The 17,049-nt window shown below is 63.3% G+C and carries 20 protein-coding genes; 15 read left to right on the forward strand and 5 right to left on the reverse strand.

Annotated features, from left to right (window positions below; all coding sequences use genetic code 11):
* Positions 1–99 precede the first annotated feature (99 nt).
* The 8 genes from infC to AC1D08_RS02085 all read left to right on the forward strand — a co-directional run bounded on the left by infC (position 100) and on the right by AC1D08_RS02085 (position 7,104).
* Positions 100–636: a translation initiation factor IF-3 gene (infC, locus tag AC1D08_RS02050; protein ID WP_010912915.1), complete on the forward strand. Its 537-nt coding sequence runs from the start codon at positions 100–102 to the stop codon at positions 634–636.
* A gap of 266 nt (positions 637–902) precedes the next feature.
* Positions 903–1,529, forward strand: a complete 627-nt coding sequence (locus tag AC1D08_RS02055) for a methyltransferase family protein (RefSeq protein WP_095083153.1) — start codon at positions 903–905, stop codon at positions 1,527–1,529.
* Between the two features lie 228 nt (positions 1,530–1,757).
* Positions 1,758–1,961, forward strand: coding sequence for a 50S ribosomal protein L35 (rpmI, locus tag AC1D08_RS02060; RefSeq protein WP_006201248.1), 204 nt, complete (start codon positions 1,758–1,760; stop codon positions 1,959–1,961).
* Between the two features lie 93 nt (positions 1,962–2,054).
* Positions 2,055–2,456, forward strand: coding sequence for a 50S ribosomal protein L20 (gene rplT, locus AC1D08_RS02065; protein WP_006201247.1), 402 nt, complete (start codon positions 2,055–2,057; stop codon positions 2,454–2,456).
* A 96-nt stretch (positions 2,457–2,552) separates the two neighbouring features.
* Positions 2,553–3,638, forward strand: coding sequence for a phenylalanine--tRNA ligase subunit alpha (pheS, locus tag AC1D08_RS02070; protein ID WP_095083151.1), 1,086 nt, complete (start codon positions 2,553–2,555; stop codon positions 3,636–3,638).
* A complete protein-coding gene (locus AC1D08_RS02075) occupies positions 3,635–4,057 on the forward strand; it encodes a GFA family protein (RefSeq protein WP_457150088.1) in 423 nt (140 codons plus the stop codon). Before pheS ends, AC1D08_RS02075 begins: the two co-directional genes overlap by 4 nt.
* The gene (gene pheT, locus AC1D08_RS02080) at positions 4,054–6,462 is read left to right on the forward strand and encodes a phenylalanine--tRNA ligase subunit beta (protein ID WP_457150089.1); all 2,409 of its coding nucleotides are present in this window, start codon (positions 4,054–4,056) and stop codon (positions 6,460–6,462) included. The genes AC1D08_RS02075 and pheT overlap by 4 nt, the downstream gene beginning before the upstream one ends.
* Before the next feature lie 39 nt (positions 6,463–6,501).
* On the forward strand, positions 6,502–7,104 hold the full coding sequence (locus AC1D08_RS02085) for a nucleotidyltransferase family protein (protein ID WP_457150090.1): 603 nt from the start codon (positions 6,502–6,504) through the stop codon (positions 7,102–7,104).
* Between the two features lie 107 nt (positions 7,105–7,211).
* Here the strand turns inward: AC1D08_RS02085 and AC1D08_RS02090 are convergent, their stop codons facing one another.
* Positions 7,212–8,207, reverse strand: coding sequence for an aldo/keto reductase (locus AC1D08_RS02090; protein ID WP_457150091.1), 996 nt, complete (start codon positions 8,205–8,207; stop codon positions 7,212–7,214).
* A 175-nt stretch (positions 8,208–8,382) separates the two neighbouring features.
* On the opposite strand from AC1D08_RS02090, the gene AC1D08_RS02095 reads away from it, so the two are divergent.
* The 6 genes from AC1D08_RS02095 to AC1D08_RS02120 all read left to right on the forward strand — a co-directional run bounded on the left by AC1D08_RS02095 (position 8,383) and on the right by AC1D08_RS02120 (position 14,057).
* Positions 8,383–9,273, forward strand: coding sequence for a LysR family transcriptional regulator (locus tag AC1D08_RS02095; RefSeq protein ID WP_457150092.1), 891 nt, complete (start codon positions 8,383–8,385; stop codon positions 9,271–9,273).
* Between the two features lie 129 nt (positions 9,274–9,402).
* Complete coding sequence (locus AC1D08_RS02100; protein WP_457150093.1) at positions 9,403–9,981, forward strand: cytochrome b; 579 nt, start codon at positions 9,403–9,405, stop codon at positions 9,979–9,981.
* Between the two features lie 71 nt (positions 9,982–10,052).
* Positions 10,053–10,628, forward strand: a complete 576-nt coding sequence (locus AC1D08_RS02105) for a YceI family protein (protein ID WP_457150094.1) — start codon at positions 10,053–10,055, stop codon at positions 10,626–10,628.
* 305 nt (positions 10,629–10,933) lie between these two features.
* Positions 10,934–11,920, forward strand: a complete 987-nt coding sequence (locus AC1D08_RS02110; RefSeq protein ID WP_457150095.1) for a Gfo/Idh/MocA family protein — start codon at positions 10,934–10,936, stop codon at positions 11,918–11,920.
* Positions 11,921–12,007: 87 nt separating this feature from the next.
* The gene (locus AC1D08_RS02115; protein ID WP_457150096.1) at positions 12,008–13,663 is read left to right on the forward strand and encodes an FAD-binding dehydrogenase; all 1,656 of its coding nucleotides are present in this window, start codon (positions 12,008–12,010) and stop codon (positions 13,661–13,663) included.
* Between the two features lie 202 nt (positions 13,664–13,865).
* Complete coding sequence (locus tag AC1D08_RS02120) at positions 13,866–14,057, forward strand: hypothetical protein (RefSeq protein ID WP_457150097.1); 192 nt, start codon at positions 13,866–13,868, stop codon at positions 14,055–14,057.
* Here the strand turns inward: AC1D08_RS02120 and AC1D08_RS02125 are convergent.
* Positions 14,045–14,242, reverse strand: coding sequence for a hypothetical protein (locus tag AC1D08_RS02125; protein WP_457150098.1), 198 nt, complete (start codon positions 14,240–14,242; stop codon positions 14,045–14,047). The genes AC1D08_RS02120 and AC1D08_RS02125 overlap by 13 nt on opposite strands.
* The gene (locus AC1D08_RS02130; RefSeq protein WP_457150099.1) at positions 14,242–14,652 is read right to left on the reverse strand and encodes a hypothetical protein; all 411 of its coding nucleotides are present in this window, start codon (positions 14,650–14,652) and stop codon (positions 14,242–14,244) included. Before AC1D08_RS02130 ends, AC1D08_RS02125 begins: the two co-directional genes overlap by 1 nt.
* A gap of 94 nt (positions 14,653–14,746) precedes the next feature.
* Between AC1D08_RS02130 and dapA the strand changes: the two genes are divergently transcribed.
* Positions 14,747–15,700, forward strand: coding sequence for a 4-hydroxy-tetrahydrodipicolinate synthase (gene dapA / locus AC1D08_RS02135; RefSeq protein WP_457150100.1), 954 nt, complete (start codon positions 14,747–14,749; stop codon positions 15,698–15,700).
* Here dapA and AC1D08_RS02140 read toward each other — a convergent pair.
* Positions 15,659–15,979 carry a hypothetical protein gene (locus AC1D08_RS02140; RefSeq protein WP_477422480.1) on the reverse strand — a complete coding sequence of 107 codons (321 nt, stop codon included), beginning with the start codon at positions 15,977–15,979 and terminating at the stop codon, positions 15,659–15,661. The genes dapA and AC1D08_RS02140 overlap by 42 nt on opposite strands.
* Before the next feature lie 131 nt (positions 15,980–16,110).
* Complete coding sequence (locus AC1D08_RS02145) at positions 16,111–17,049, reverse strand: alpha/beta hydrolase (RefSeq protein ID WP_457150102.1); 939 nt, start codon at positions 17,047–17,049, stop codon at positions 16,111–16,113.

Consider the following 17,049-nt stretch of genomic DNA (forward strand, 5'->3'; position numbering starts at 1 on the left):
ATGCTGTGCTATTGACTTCGCCCGCGCGCTTACCACATTGGCGCGTCCACGCATCAATATCCGCAAACCCTGAACGAAACGGCCAAGGAGACCACGACCATTCGCAGACCTTTCAAAGCAGCGGCGCCGACCAAGGATGGCCCGCGCTCCAACCGTGACATCCGGGTTCCCCGGGTCCAGCTTATCGACGCCGAAGGCCAGAACCGCGGCGATGTTTCAATCAACGACGCATTGCTGCTCGCCGAAGAGGCTGGGCTCGATCTTGTCGAGATATCGCCCAATGCGGTGCCCCCCGTCGTAAAAATCCTCGATCTCGGCAAGTTGAAATACGCCAACCAGAAGAAGGCGGCCGAGGCGCGCAAGAACCAGAAGGTCATCGAGATCAAGGAGATCAAGATGCGCCCCAACATCGACAGCCATGACTACGAGACCAAGATGAAGGCGGTTCGCCGCTTCTTCGAGGAGGGCGACAAGGTCAAGCTGACTTTGCGTTTCCGTGGCCGCGAGATGGCGCATATGGAACTCGGCATGCAGCTTTTGAACAAGGTTCGCGAGGAAGTGGCGACCATTGCCAAGGTCGAAGCGGAACCGAAGCTCGAAGGCCGCCAGATGATGATGGTGCTGGCGCCGCGCTAGGGGTGCAGTGAGATTGTGGTCAGGCGCCGTTTGCAGGCCGGCATCACCTGAACGTCAACACATCGAGATCACGATGACGTCAAGCTTGGTCACCGCGCTCTAAATCCGCCTGAATTGTAGTACAGGGCGTCCCGGCGATCGGCGGGACGCCTGCTTACTGGCCACAGCTGCGATCGCCGGTTCTGTTTTCATGTATGTCGTCCTCCCAAAACCGGGGCCACTTTTGGGCGACATGCATTAGGCTCCTCGACGATCGGATACCTCCCTTGGACAAAGAACTCAAATACGGGCTGGGTAACTACCAGCGCACGCGCAGAATAGTGCTTGCCGTGCTCGTGGTCGTGTTGTTCGCCGCGCTGCTGTTTGGCCAATCGACCTTCCCGCCCGATACCGCGATGCATGAGACGATCGAGATGTTCGGCGTGCTGCTGATTTTTCTCGGCATCGTGGGCCGCCTTTGGTCGACGCTCTACATAGGCGGGCGCAAATCTTCCGAAGTTGTGACGGGCGGACCCTATTCGATGACCCGCAATCCGCTCTATGTGTTCTCGACCGTGGCCGCGGCCGGCGTCGGCGCGCAGATAGGTTCGTTCTCCGGCATCATTCTCTTTGCTGTGCTGTGCGCGGGTGCCTTCCATATCGTCATCCTTCGCGAGGAGAAATTCCTCAAGGAAGCGCTTGGTGCACCCTATCAGGCCTATCTGGCGAGGGTGCCGCGCTTCTTTCCGAACCTTTCCCTTTACCAGGAGGGTGACACGGGCAGCTTCAAGCCGCGCCTGCTGTTGACCACGCTGCTCGATGGCCTGGTGTTCCTGATGGCGCTGCCGGCCTTCGAACTGATCGACGGCGCCCAGCAGTCGGGCATGCTGCCGGTCTGGTTCACACTTCCCTGATCGAGGGCCGCGCGTCGCGTCCCAACGTTCCGGCAACGAGCGGCGCAGTGGGTGTTGCACAGCCGCCTGCTTTGACGTATAGGACCGCGTTCCAAAAAAACCGCCCGGCAGGGCATGCCGTGGCGGTTTCATTTGCTTTTCGGGCTTTGGTCGGCCTGAAGCGAACAAAACAAGAGGTGCTGCGTGCCAGAGGCACGGACAGCGACCTCATAGAAACGGAGTAGCAAAATGCCCAAGATGAAGACCAAGTCCGCCGCCAAAAAGCGGTTCAAGATCACAGGTACGGGTAAAGTCCTGTCGGCTGCGGCCGGCAAGCGTCACGGCATGATCAAGCGTTCCAACAAGTTCATTCGAAATGCCCGCGGCACGATGGTTCTGGCTGAACCGGATGGCAAGAAGGTCATCAAGAATTTTCTGCCGAACGGCCTCTAAGGCATTCGGTCCGGACACGCATTTGTTTTACGCAATTCCGAACGGAAAACCGCTAGGCACTTTTCCTGGAATTGCTTTTAAGGAGATCATGACATGGCACGCGTAAAGAGAGGCGTCACCTCGCACGCCAAGCACAAGAAGGTCCTGAAAGCCGCCAAAGGCTTCTACGGCCGCCGCAAGAACACCATCCGCATCGCCAAGCAGGCGGTGGAAAAGTCGCTGCAGTACGCTTACCGCGACCGCAAGAACCGCAAGCGCTCGTTCCGCGCCCTGTGGATCCAGCGCATCAACGCCGCGACCCATGAGCACGGCCTGACCTATGGCCGCTTCATCGACGGACTCAACAAGGCCGGCATCGAGATCGATCGCAAGATCCTGTCGGACATGGCCATCCATGAGCCGCAGGCTTTCGCCGCACTCGTGGCCAAGGCCAAGGTTGCGCTCGAATATCTGAAGAACACCACGCCGAACGCTTTTGAAAGCGCTGTCGCCTAAGCCAGCGCTTCCCAAGCATTCGAAATTCTGATTTGGGGAACCCGCGCTGGCACGGCTGGCGCGGGTTTTTCTTATGCCTTTTGTCGGGTCTGGAACATGAGTGACATGGAAACTCTCGAAAATTCCCTGATGGCTGATATCGCATCGGCCGCGGACGAGGCCTCGATCGAGGCGGTACGCGTTTCTGCGCTGGGCAAGAAGGGCTCGGTTTCCGAGATGCTGAAGACGCTAGGCGCGATGAGCGCCGAGGAGCGCCAGCTCAAGGGCCCTGTTATCAACGGCCTCAAGAACCGCGTCACCGATGCACTCTCGCTGCGTCGGGCCGAGCTGAAGGATGTGGCGATCACCGCCCGCCTGGCCGCCGAAAAGGTCGACGTGACGCTGCCGGTGCGGCAGTCGCCCGCCGAACGCGGCCGCATCCATCCGATCAGCCAGGTCATCGACGAGATCGCAGCGATCTTCGGCGACCTCGGCTTTTCGATCGCCGAAGGCCCGGACATCGAGACCGACTATTACAATTTCACCGCGCTGAATTTCCCCGAAGGCCATCCGGCGCGCGAGATGCACGACACTTTCTTCTTCCAGCCGGACGAGAAGGGCGAGCGCAAGCTTTTGCGCACCCACACCTCGCCGGTGCAGATCCGAACCATGGAGACGAAGAAGCCGCCGATCCGCATCGTCATTCCGGGCAAGACCTACCGGCAGGATTCGGACGCCACCCACTCGCCGATGTTCCATCAGGTCGAGGGGCTGGTGATCGACAAGACGGCCAACGTCGCCAACATGAAGTGGGTGCTGGAGGAGTTCTGCAAGGCCTTCTTCGAAGTGCCCTCGGTCAAGATGCGGTTCCGGCCGTCCTTCTTCCCGTTCACCGAACCGAGCCTCGAGGTCGACATCCAGTGCGACCGTTCGCGGCCCGGCGAGGTGCGCTTCGGCGAAGGCTCCGACTGGATGGAGATCCTCGGCTGCGGCATGGTGCATCCCAATGTGCTGCGCCATGGCGGGCTCGACCCGGACGAATACCAGGGCTTTGCCTGGGGCATGGGCATCGACCGCATCGCCATGCTGAAATACGGCATGCCGGACCTGCGCGCCTTCTTCGATGCCGACGTGCGCTGGCTGTCACATTACGGATTCAGGCCGCTCGACATGCCGACGCTGTTCGGAGGCTTGAGCGCATGACAGCCGCCCACGCCGGCGGCTGCCGCTGCGGCGCCGTGCGGTTCGAGGCCTCGGCCGGACCGCACCACGTCAGCTATTGTCATTGCGGCGATTGCCGGCGGGCGAGCGGCGCGCCGGTATCGGCCTTTGTCGGCTTCCTGGTCGGTCAGGTGGCGTTCACCGGCAAGGCGCTGAAGATGTATGAGAACGGGCCGGTGACGCGCTCGTTCTGCGGCGTCTGCGGCTCGCCGATCGCCTATGTCGACGAGCGGCTGGAGGACGTCATCTATTTCACGCTCGGCGCCATGGATATGCCGGCCGATTTCCCGCCGACGCTGCATGCCTATGTCAGCGAGCAGCTTCCATTCCTGCACATATCAGACGATCTGCCGAGACATCTGAAAACAAGCGTCAAAAGACCAGACGGAACAGTCCCATGAAATTCACCCTCTCCTGGCTCAAGGATCACCTCGAGACCGACGCCACCCTCGACGAAATCGTCGAGCGGCTGACCTCGATCGGCCTCGAAGTCGAGCATGTCGACGACAAGTCGAGCCTGAAACCGTTCGTCATCGCCAGGGTGTTGACGGCGGTGCAGCATCCCGATGCCGACCGGCTGCGCGTGCTCACCGTCGACACAGGCGACGGCAAGCCACCGGTGCAGGTCGTCTGCGGCGCGCCGAACGCCCGCGCGGGCCTGATCGGCGCCTTTGCCGCGCCCGGCGCCTATGTGCCCGGCATCGACGTGACGCTGACGGTCGGCAAGATCAGGGGCGTCGAAAGCCATGGCATGATGTGTTCGGAGCGCGAGCTGGAGCTTTCCGACGAGCACAACGGCATCATCGACCTGCCTGAGGATGCGCCTGTCGGCACCAGCTTCGCTGCCTATGCGCATCTCGACGATCCGGTCATCGAGATCAACCTGACGCCCAACCGGCCGGACGCCACCAGCGTCTACGGTATCGCCAGGGACCTGGCGGCGAGCGGGCTTGGCACGTTGAAGAGCGCTGCGATCGACGCGATCCCGGGCAAGGGCGAGACGCCGGTCAAGGTCACGATCGAAGCACCAGAGCTCTGCCCTGGTTTCGCGCTGCGGCTGGTGCGTGGCGTCAAGAACGGCCCATCGCCGAAATGGCTGCAGCAGCGGTTGATCGCCATTGGGCTGCGTCCGATCAGTGCGCTAGTCGACATCACCAACTATGTCACCTTCGATCGCGGCCGGCCGCTGCATGTGTTCGACGCCAGGAAGGTCGCCGGCAATCTGACCGTGCGGCGGGCGCGCGATGGCGAAAAGGTGCAGGCACTCGACGGCCGCGAATACACGCTGACGCCGGAGATGTGCGTTATCGCTGACGAGGACGGCGTCGAGTCGATCGCCGGCATCATGGGCGGCGAGCATTCGGGCTGCGACGAAAACACGTCAGACGTGCTGATCGAATCGGCCCTTTGGGATCCGATCACCACTGCCCGCACCGGCCGTACGCTCGGCATCATCACCGACGCGCGCTACCGCTTCGAGCGCGGCGTCGACCCTGAATTCATGGTGCCCGGTGTCGAGCTGGCGACCAGGCTGGTGCTCGATTTCTGCGGCGGCACGCCGACCGAGATCGAAGTGACCGGCTATGCCGGCCACCAGCCCAGGATCGTTTCTTTCCCGCTGTCGGAAGTGAAGCGGCTGACGGGCATCGAGGTGCCAAGGGCGGAAAGCCTTGATATCCTGTCGCGCCTCGGCTTCAAGCCGCAGGGCTCGGGCGATGTTGTTGACGTCGCCGTGCCGTCCTGGCGCCCCGATGTCGATAGCAAGGCCGACCTGGTTGAAGAGGTCATGCGCATCCACGGTGTCGACAACATCGCGCCGCAGCCGCTCGGTGCGCATGACGCAGTCAATGCCAGGATCCTCACCACGCTGCAGGTCCGCACCCGCACGGCCAAGCGCGCGCTTGCCGTGCGCGGCATGATGGAGGCCATTACCTGGTCGTTCATTCCGGCCAGGCACGCCGAGCTGTTCGGCGGCGGCCAGACGGCACTGAAGCTCGCCAACCCGATCGCCGCCGACATGTCCGACATGCGGCCGTCGCTGCTGCCGGGGCTGATCGCCGCTGCCCAGCGCAATGCCGACAGGGGCATCGGCGACGTCGCTTTGTTCGAAGTGTCGGGCACCTATGAGGGCGACGGCGCCGACCAGCAGCGGCGCGTTGCCGCCGGGGTCCGGCGCGGCACCGCCAAGCTCGACGGCTCCGGCCGCAACTGGGCCGGCAATTCAGGCGCCGTGGGCGTGTTCGACGCCAAGGCCGATGCGATCGCCGCACTCGAAGCCTGCGGTGCACCGGTCGACCGATTGCAGGTCGAGGCCGGCGGTCCGGCCTGGTATCATCCCGGCCGATCCGGCACGATCAAGCTCGGGCCGAAAACCGTGCTCGGCACCTTCGGCGAATTCCATCCCAAGACGCTTGAGGGACTGGATGTCTCCGGTCCGCTCTGCGGCTTCGAAGTGTTTGTCGACGCCGTGCCCGAGCCGAAGGCCAAGCCGACCAAAACCAAGCCGAAGCTCGAACTGTCCGCCTTCCAGGCGGTCAAGCGCGACTTCGCCTTCGTCGTCGACAGGACGGTCGAGGCCGGCACGCTGGTGCGAGCCGCCCTAGCCGCCGACAAGAAGCTGATCACCGCTGTCTCGGTCTTCGATATTTTCGAGGGTGCGTCACTCGGCGAAGGCAAGAAGTCGATCGCCATCGAGGTGTCGATCCAGCCGGTCGAGAAGACGCTGACCGACGAAGATTTCGAAGCGTTGGCCAAGCGCATCATCGAGAATGTTGGCAAGCAGACCGGTGGCGTACTCAGGACTTGAGGGATTGCGGGCAAGTGGCGAATCGCCCTCCAAAGGGCGATGGACCATTTGCGCTATTCAGGGCTCCCGTTCGAAGCCCAACGTGCGGCGTTTCTCGACATCGTGTCGAGAGATGAGTTGCTGAGTGACGCTTTGGCTCGGGCGCGGCGTCTTGCCTTGCCCGACTGGCTGCTGGTCTCCGGCGCGCTCTACAACACCGTCTGGAACGAGCTGACCGGCAAGCCATCGGGTTACGGCGTCAGGGATGTCGACCTTTTCTACTTCGATGGCAGCGACCTCTCCTATGAGGCTGAGGATGGAGTGATCGCGGCTGCCGCTCCGGTCTTCGCCGGACTGCCGCTGCCGGTCGAGGTGCGCAACCAGGCGCGAGTCCATCTCTGGTATCCCCTGAAGTTCGGACAGCCGTGCCCGCGCTACACGAGTTCCAGCGACTCGGTCCGCCACTTCGCCTCCAAAACCCACGCGGTCGGCGTCCGTTTCGACGCGGATGGGCAGCTCGACCTCGTGGCGCCGTTTGGCCTCGACCACATCTTCTCGTTTCGCATCACACCGAACCGGATGATGGACAACCGCCAGACGCATGAGGCCAAGGGCGCGCGTGCGAAGGCCTGCTGGCCGGAGATCACTGTCTATCCTTGGTGATGTCGGCGGGACAGAGGGGGTGTTTCGCGCCAACGTCTCGCACCTCCACGCGGTGCAAAAAGGAGGCGCCGCAGCGCCCCCTTTCAACTATCCGGCGGTGACCAAGCTCACCCATTCACAAGCGCCAGCAACTCCTCGGTGTAGCGCTTGCCGGTCACCTTATCCGGCGACAGCGCCTCGCCGATCGTTTGCACTTCGGCCGCGCTCAGCTCGATCCCGGCCGCCGCCGTGTTCTGTTCCAGATGGCGGATTTTCCGCGCGCCGGGGATCGGCACGATGAAATCGCCCTGGTGCAGCACCCACGCCAGCGCCAGCTGCGCCGAGGTCACGCCCTTTTCAGCCGCCATTTTCTCCAGCGTGGCGATGACAGCGGCGTTGGCCGCCATGGCGTCGGCCTGGAAGCGCGGCTGGCCACGGCGCCAGTCGTCGTCGCTCAAAGTCTCGGGCTTGGCGATCGTGCCGGTCAACAGGCCACGGCCGAGTGGGCTGTAGGGGACGAAGCCGATGCCGAGTTCGCGGCAGACGGCGAGCACCTCGTCTTCCGGATCACGGCTCCACAGCGAGTATTCGCTTTGCAGGGCCGATATCGGATGCACGGCATGCGCCCGGCGGATGGTTGCCTCACTCGCCTCCGACAGGCCGAGCGCCCGCACCTTGCCTTCGCGCACCAGTTCGGCCATGGCGCCGACCGTGTCCTCGATCGGCACGTTGGGATCGACGCGATGCTGGTAGTAGAGGTCGATGACATCGGTGCCAAGCCGCTTCAGCGACGCCTCGGCGACCGCCTTGACATGTTCGGGGCGGCTGTCGACGCCGGCCATGCGGTCGATGCCGGTGCCTTCCTCCAAAATCTTGAAGCCGAATTTGGTGGCGATGGTCACCTTGTCACGAACCGACTTCAGCGCCTTGCCGAGCAGGATCTCGTTCTCGTAGGGGCCATAGACTTCCGCCGTATCGAAGAAGTTGACGCCGATCTCGACGGCGCGGTGCAGGGTGGCGATCGCCTCGGCCTCCGCCTGGCCGCCATAGACAAAACTCATGCCCATGCAGCCGAGGCCGACGGGATAGACGTTCAATTCAGTTCCTAGCTTGCGGGTTTGCATCACGCGTCTCCTTGTTGCGATGCTTAACGCGTCGACAACGCGCTTTAAGTCTTAAGCATGTCGTTGCCCCCAAAACCGCTGCGCGCTTTTGGGCGACATGCATGGGGAGATAGCGCCTTGCTTTCCGTTCGATAATCGTCTCTCTTTTGCACGGCTTGTTCCAAGAAATAGATCAATGAATCGAACGAACCTCTCCCAACTCGTGGTGTTGGCCACCGTCGCCCGATGCGCCAGCTTTCGCGGGGCCGCCCGCGAACTTGGCATCGCGCCTTCGGCGGTCAGCCATGCGGTGTCCAGCCTGGAGGCGAGGCTGGGCGTTCGTCTTCTGGCCCGCAGCACCCGCAGCGTCGCCCCGACCGAGGAGGGCGCGCAGCTGCTTGAACGGTTGCGGCCGGCACTTTCCGAGATCGACCTTGCACTGGAGACGGCGGTCGAGGCGCGCGACCGGCCGGCCGGCAATCTTCGGCTCAGCGTACCGCGCACCGCCGCCCATCTGGTGTTGACGCCACGGCTCGGTGCGTTCGCGGCGGTCTATCCCGACATCGTGTTGGAGATCGTCATCGAGGATCGTTTCACCGATGTCGTCGAAGGTGGTTTCGACGCCGGTGTGCGACTTGGTGAGAGCTTGCAGCGCGACATGATCGCGGTGCGCATCGGGCCGGACATTCGTGGCGCGGTGGTCGGCGCGCCGTCTTATTTCAAAACCATGCCCAGGCCACACCACCCGCGTGAGCTTGCCGGTCATCGCTGCATCCGCTTCCGCTTCTCCAGTGGCATCCTCTACCGGTGGGAGTTCGAGAAGGGCGGCGAGGCGATCGAGATGGCCGTGCAGGGACCGCTTGTCCTTGATGAGGACCATCTGATCACCCAAACGGCCGTCGATGGTGCCGGGCTAGCCTTTGTCTTCGAGGATTATGTCGCCACGCCGCTCGCCGACGGCCGACTGATCCGCGTGCTGGAGGACTGGTGCCCGCCTTTCGATGGGTTCTTCGTCTACTATCCCAGCCGCCGCCAGATGCGGCCGGCGCTGCGCGCCTTCGTCGATTTTTTCAAGGTGAGCGGATAACTTCACCCTCGCCCTTGTTGGGAGGGTCGCGCAGCAACTGCCGCAAGGCGGCTTTTGCGAAGCGGGGGATCTCGTAGGGCGCAGGGTGAAGCGAAGGAAGAAAGTCCCCCCGGCATTCGTTCACGTCCCATGCAGGCATCGATTACCAACAGCACCACCCGCTATGGCTGGGGTGCGATCATTCTTCACTGGCTGATTGCGCTGATCTTCATCGGCCAGTTCGGGCTCGGCTTCATCATGGTGCGGCTGACCAGCCAGCGCACTGCCTTCGAACTGATCCAGCTGCACAAATCCTTCGGCTTTCTGCTGCTCGGACTGGTGATCCTGCGCATCGCCTGGCGCTTCGGCAATGCAGCGCCGGCGCTGCCGCGCACGGTCGGAACCTTGGAGCGACGGGCCGCGCCACTCGCTCACATTGCGCTCTACGCGTTTCAACTGGCCCTGCCCTTGTCCGGTTGGGCGCTGGTGTCGGTGTCGATGCTGGAGATCCCCAGCCTGCCGTTCAACCTTTTCCTCATGCCGAACCTGCCGCTGGCCGAATCGGATGCGGCCGAAAGCTTCTGGACGTCAGCGCATTGGTATCTCGCCTATGCCGGCATGGCCCTGGTCGTGCTGCATGTCGCGGCGGCGTTGCGTCATCATTTCCAGCTCAAGGATGGTGTGCTCACCCGCATGATCACGCCTTCGTCAGAGGACAGTGCGGAATAGAGCGGCCGGGTCATTCGTTCATTGTGTGAGGGCGCGCAGGAAATGCGCTGCCTACAACAAGGAACACCTCAATGTACACGCGTATCCTCGGATTTGCGGCGGTCGCCGTTTGCTTTGCCATGCCGGCTTCAGCGGCAATCGCGCTTGGTGATGCCGCCGGCAGTTACGCGATCAGCCCGGCCAACTCCTCGATCCACTTTTCCATCGGCAAGGTCGGTGGCGGCGGCCTCGATGGCGCCTTCGGCCGCTTCAAGGGCTCGATCCGCATCGACAACAGCGACGTCGCCCGCTCGCAAGTCAATTTCACCATATTTCCCGAAAGCGTCGGCACCGGCCAGGGCCGCATCGATGCCTTCCTGCGCTCGGACGCGGTGTTCGACGCCGCCGACAGCCCCGAGATCCGGTTCCGCTCGACCAGCGTGACCCGCACAAGCGACACCACGGCCCTCGTCAGCGGCCGCCTGACGGCGCGCGGCAAGACGTTTCCGGAAGAGTTCACGGCCCAGCTTGGCGACCTCAAGGCCGGCACGATAAAATTCCATGTCACCGGCAAGGTGCTCAGGTCACGCTACGGCATGGATGTCGGCACGCCGATCTATTCCAACATCGTCGCCTTCGACATGACGCTGACTGGCAAACGGAGCTGAGCTTGCAGGATGCGGTTTCCTCGCCCCCGCAAAGCGGGGGAGAGGTGGTCCGGCGAAGCCGGGACGGAGAGGGGGACGACGGTCGCGAAGCCAGGACCCAAGGGACTGAGCACGAGACGGGCTATGGAGGGCCAACAAGGAGCGCTTGAACAGCAAACTCCCAGCCCGCCACGAAGGCCCCTCTCCGTCCCGGCTTCGCCGGGCCACCTCTCCCCACTTCGTAGGGCGAGGAAACCAGTCTCCAATTGGCTTTTCCTGAGATTTCGGGCAAACCTCGTCGCCTGCAATCGCTATGGAGAAGCCTGATGTTCCGATGGGGTGTGTTGTCGACGGCCAAGATCGGCCGCGAGCAGTTGTTGCCGGCAATGGTCGACGCGGAGAACGGCGTTCTGTCGGCGATCGCCAGCCGCGACCTGTCGAAAGCCAAGGCCCTGGCCGAGCGCTTCGGCGCGCGCCATGCCTTCGGCTCCTATGAGGACCTGCTCGCCTCCAGCGAGGTCGACGGCGTCTACATCCCGCTGCCGACCTCCCAACACGTCGAATGGGCGGCCAAGGCGATCGAGGCCGGCAAGCACGTGCTGGTCGAAAAGCCGCTGGCGCTCGACGCCAAGGACATCCTGCCGCTGATCAAGCTGCGCGATGCCAAGAAGGTGCTGGTCTGCGAGGCCTTCATGGTCATCTACCACCCGCAATGGATCAAGGTGCGCGATCTCATCGCCAGCGGCGCCATCGGCCGCCTGCGCCACGTCCAGGGCGCCTTCTCCTATTACAATGTCGACCCCGACAACATGCGCAACAAGCTCGATCTCGGCGGCGGCGCGCTGCCCGACATCGGCGTCTACCCGACCGTCTCGACGCGCTTTTCCACTGGCAAGGAGCCGTTGCGCGTCCAGGCGACGATCGAGCGCGACAAGACATTCGGCACCGACATCTATTCCTCGATCCGCGCCGATTTCGGCGACTTCGAGCTGTCCTTCTACCTGTCGACGCAGATGGCGGCGCGCCAGGTCATGGTGTTCCATGGCGAGAAGGGGTTCATCGAGGTGTTTTCGCCCTTCAACGCCGGGCTCTACGACCATCACCGCGTCGAACTGCACAACCAGAACCACACGGAGGCGCAGGTATTCCGTTTTCCCGGCACCCAGCAGTACCGGCTGGAGGTCGAGACCTTCGCGCGGGCCGCACGGGGCGGCAAGGAGCGGGTCTTCACGCTGGAGGAATCCGTGCTCAACCAGAAGGTCATCGACGCCATCTTCCGCGCTGGCGGCAAGGAAGGTTGGGAGGCCGTTTAGCCAGCCCTTTGTTCGACGAATTCCGGACGGAAAACCGATTCACGCTTTTCCTGGAATTGCTTTAGCCGGCAAATGGGGAGGGGAAAGATGGCTGACGATGCGGACGTGATCATTGTCGGCGCCGGCCTTGCCGGGCTGGTCGCCGCCGCCGAGCTTGCCGAGGCCGGCAAGAAAACCGTCATCGTCGACCAGGAGCCGGAACAGTCGCTCGGCGGCCAGGCGTTCTGGTCGTTCGGCGGGCTCTTCCTCGTCGATTCGCCCGAGCAGCGGCGCATGCGCATCCACGATTCGCATGACCTGGCGCTTGAGGACTGGCTGGGCACCGCCGCTTTCGACCGCCCGGAAGATTACTGGCCGCGCAAATGGGCCGAAGCCTATGTCGGCTTCGCCGCCGGCGAGAAGCGCTCATGGCTGATACAGCGCGGCTTGAAATTCTTTCCCGTCGTCGGCTGGGCCGAGCGTGGCGGTGGCAATGCCATCGGCCATGGCAATTCGGTGCCGCGCTTTCACGTCACCTGGGGCACCGGCCCCGGCGTGCTTGAACCCTTCGTCCAGCGCGTCCGCGAAGCCGAGAAAAGCGGGCTGATCCGCTTCAAATTCCGCCACAGGGTCAACGAATTGACCCGCACGGGTGCCACCGTCGACGGCGTGCGCGGCGACATCCTGCAGCCAAGCACCGTCGGGCGTGGCCACAAGAGTCCGCGCGACATTTCAGGCGATTTCGAGCTTCATGCGCAAACCGTGATCGTCGCCTCCGGCGGCATTGGCGCCAATCACCAGCTTGTCCGGGAAAACTGGCCGCAGCGGCTGGGCGCGGCACCCAAGCGCATGATCACGGGCGTGCCCGATCATGTCGACGGCCGCATGCTGGCGATCACCGAAGCGGCCGGCGGTAGCATCATCAATCGCGACCGCATGTGGCACTATGTCGAGGGCATCAAGAACTGGGCGCCGATCTGGACAGATCATGCGATCCGCATCCTGCCCGGCCCGTCATCGCTGTGGCTCGATGCCAGGGGCAAGCGCTTGCCGGTGCCGCTCTATCCCGGCTTCGACACGCTGGGCACGCTCAACCACATCATGAGCACCGGCTTCGACTATTCCTGGTTCATTCTGACCAGGAAGATCATCCAGAAGGAGTTCGCGCTGTCGGGCTCCGAACAGAACCCCGACCTGACCGGCAAGAGCTGGCGTCAGGTGCTCGGCCGCGCCACGTCGGGCATTCCGGGCCCGGTGAAGGCGTTTATGGAGAGGGGCGAGGATTTCATTGTCGAGGCCGACCTGTCGACGCTGGTCGCCCGCATGAACGCGCTGGCCGGCGACGAGCCGCTGCTCGAACTCGCAAAGGTCGAACGCGAGATCCGGGCCCGCGACCGGCAGCTCGACAATCCGTTCTCCAAGGACATGCAGATCACCGCCTTGCGCGGTGCACGTGCTTACCTTGGCGACAAACTGATCCGCACGGCCAAGCCGCACAAGATGCTTGACCCGGCAAACGGCCCGCTGATCGCGGTCCGCCTCAACATCCTGACCCGCAAGACGCTGGGCGGCCTGCAGACCGATCTCGACAGCCGTGTACTGGGTGCCGACGGCCAGCCGGTGGCGGGGCTTTATGCGGTTGGCGAGGCCGCAGGTTTCGGTGGCGGCGGTGTGCATGGCTATGCGGCGCTTGAAGGCACGTTCCTCGGCGGCTGCATCTTTTCCGGCCGCAGCGCCGGTCGGGCGGCCGCCGCAGTGGCGTGAAACGGCGACAACGCGATCCGATTTCCAGCCCTGGGTCCCACATACGCCCAGGCGATAAACATATGACTTTTTTATATTTTTCAGTTTTCGGCCGCCTCGAATACAAATGCGGATCCTTTTATCTTTCTGAGTGCGGCCGGTCCTGAGCCGCTGCAGGCAGTCACCACCTCGTGGCGACAGTTAAGAAAGAAAGAAGTCTTCGATGTTCCTCTCAGACGGGCTCTATCTGCCCACCCATCGTCCGCTGCCGGCGTCGCAGCTTGAGCAAGCGCGGCGTGCTGCCAACAACAATCGCAGGCCGGTCAGACTGGTCGCGCCCTTCACTCCGACATGGTGGCTCCTGGTCGCCGGCGGCTTGCTGGTCGCCGCCACCATCGCTGCTCAAGTTTCCTGATCGCAAAGCAGAAGATTATCATGCAACGTTCTCATATCCCCTCTGACGGAAACGCCCTTCACCGTTTCGTGGTCGGGCGCGACGGCGAAGGCCACTGGATCGCGCGCGACGAAGAAGGCATGACCGGCGGTGTTTTCGCCGACAGGACCTCGGCTGTTCGTTTCGCCACGATGGAAAGCGGTCATCAGGCCGGCGCGATACGCTTCGCCCCGGCAAGCGTGTGCCTTTCCCTCTTCAACTGATCCTGTTTCCGGCTGCTTTCACCGTTCCGGAACGTCTGACCATGGACACGTCCAACACTGCCGATCTGGCCGGATTGTTCGATCGTCTCCCGCATGTCGGCAGGCTGCTCGAACACCAGCTGTGGGAGGCCGCACGCGGCCTGTCGCTCGACAGATCGTCCCAGCAAGGCCGGCGGTTTGCCGGCCTGGTCGAGGCCGGCGCCACGCTCGACGCCGTCCTCCTGCTCGTCGCCCTCTCGAAACCGGAGCGCTCGGTTTCGTCGCTCAGCAGGATCGGCGAGCGATGGTTTTGCACCATTCAAACCCCGCCTGTAGCGACGCCGGGCAACGCCTGCATAGCCGAAGCGGAACATACCGATCTGGCTGCAGCGGTGCTCTCGGCTTTGCTTCTTACGCACGTCGAACAGGCGGCGTCCTCAAACAATCACCAAGGAGAATTTGATTGCCATGACACCCGAACAAGCACGAACGCGCCTGACCGGAGCGATGACCGCGCTGGTAACGCCATTCACCGACGGCGAGGTCGACCTGAAGCAACTGACCACGCTGCTGCGCTGGCAGATCGAACAAGGGATCAACGGGCTGGTGCCGTGCGGCACCACCGGTGAGTCCCCGACCTTATCGTGGGAGGAGCGCCTCGACATCATCGCGCTCTGCGTGAAAATTGCCGCGGGCAGGGTGCCGATCATCGCCGGCACCGGGACGAACAGCACCGAGACGACGATTGCTCTTTCGACAGCCGCCGAGGCTTTCGGGGCCGACGCTGCCCTCATCGTCACGCCCTACTACAACAGGCCGAGCCAGGAGGGGATATTCCGCCACTTCGAAGCGGTCGCCAGCAAGGTCAAGATACCGATAATCGTCTACAACGTCCCGGCCCGGACCGGTGTCGACCTGTCGCAGGAGACGGTCGAGCGCCTGGCGCAGATTCCAACCATCGTCGGCATCAAGGACGCCACTGGCGATGTGAACCGCCTGTCCTCGCTGCCCGCCGTGCTGAGGCGCCGTTTCATTTGCCTGTCCGGCCACGACTCCACGTCTTTCGGCTTCAACTCGATGGGCGGGCGTGGCACGATCTCCGTGGTCTCCAACGTCGCCCCGCGACTGTGCGTCGAGATGCATGATGCCTGCCGGCAAGACGACCACCACACCGCTCGGGCCATCCATCATCGCTTGCGGCCACTCATCGCGGCGCTCGAGCTGGAGAGCAATCCGGTACCGGTCAAGTACGCCCTGCATCTGGCGCTGGGGCTGAGCCCGGACGTCCGCTTGCCAATGACCCCTGTCCGTCCTGAAACTGCGACGGCAATTCGAGAGGCGATGGTGACTTTGAACGAAGGTGGACCCAGCGCAATGCAATCAGGACGGATTGCGGTCGCGCCTGCTCAGCAGCGGTTTTGATGGAGCGGCCTTGCCGTCGGCGGCATAAACCAGGCCCGGTTGGACGATCCATTCGCCAGCCCGCAGCGCTTCGACATCGAAACCCCCATCGGCGTCGCGCGTTGCAACGCCGACATAGCGATATCGGGATCCGCTCGCATCGATGACCGTATCGGCGATCGGATGGCCGGCGAGCCGGCCGATGATCGCGCCTTGTTCTCTGAGGTTTGCCAGGACGAAATATTCCGTAGGCACCCTGCGGCTGACCCTGGAGGTCAGCCAGACTGAATGTGTTCTCATGGTCCTTGAAGCCAGTCTGTCGTTCCGGCCGCCGTCGAGCGGCGGCCCGGAAGTACTTAATCGCTGGCCGCATAGGAATTCGAGAGCAGGTTTTGGCCTGAATTATATACGCCGCATATGGATGACGGCGCTCAGGGGACCCATTCGCCCGTTCCCAAAGCGGCTACCGCATCGACGATCCGCGTAAAGCTGGCGCGGGCGCGGCCGACCGTGTGCCGGGCTCGCAGATAGCCATGCACCAGCCCAGGTTCCTCGAACCAATATGCCCGTCCGCCGGCGGCGGCGACGCGTGCGCGATAGGCTTCGCCGTCTGATGACAGCGGGTCGCACTCGGCAGTGATCAGCACCGTCGGCGGCAGATTGGCGAAGTCGCCATCGGCGAGCGGCGACAGCGTGATGTCACCGGTCCCATCCACGCCGCCGGTGCGGACGTTCTTGTAGAATTCCAGGTCGCGCACGGTCAGCATCGGCGCCTCGGCATGCGTCACATAAGAGCCGCGCGAGCGGTCGCCGCCGAGCCCGGGATAGATCAGCACCTGCCCGATCGGCTTGCGCTGATGGCCGCGTGTCGCATGGCTGACGGCAGCGGCAAGATTGCCGCCGGCGCTGTCGCCGCAAAGCACGATGGGATGGTCGCGATTGGCGGTGGCCCATTCGAAGGCGCTCATCACGTCGTCGAAGGCCGCCGGATGCAGGTGCTCCGGCGCCAGCCGGTAGTCGACCGAAACCACCTCATAGCCGGTGCGGCCGCAGAGCTCGGCGCAGACATCGTCATGGCTGTCCAGCCCGCCGAGGATGAAGCCGCCGCCATGGAAGTAAAGCACCGTCGCCGCTGCCTGCGGCGCGCTTCGGTAGATGCGGATCGGGATATCATGGGTGGGCGTTGCAATGGCAGAGGTTTCGACTGCAACGCCCTCGGGGTAGCCGGCAAAGAACTCGCGGCACATCCGGTCATAGATCTCGCGCTGCTGCGCGATCGTGTAGTCGATCGTATCAGGCGGATAATAGGAATTGGTTCGCTCGATGAAGGCCCAGGTCTCGGCGTCGATGAGGGCTTGGTAGTCGGTCAT

Source organism: Mesorhizobium sp. P2_E6 (assembly GCF_056403835.1).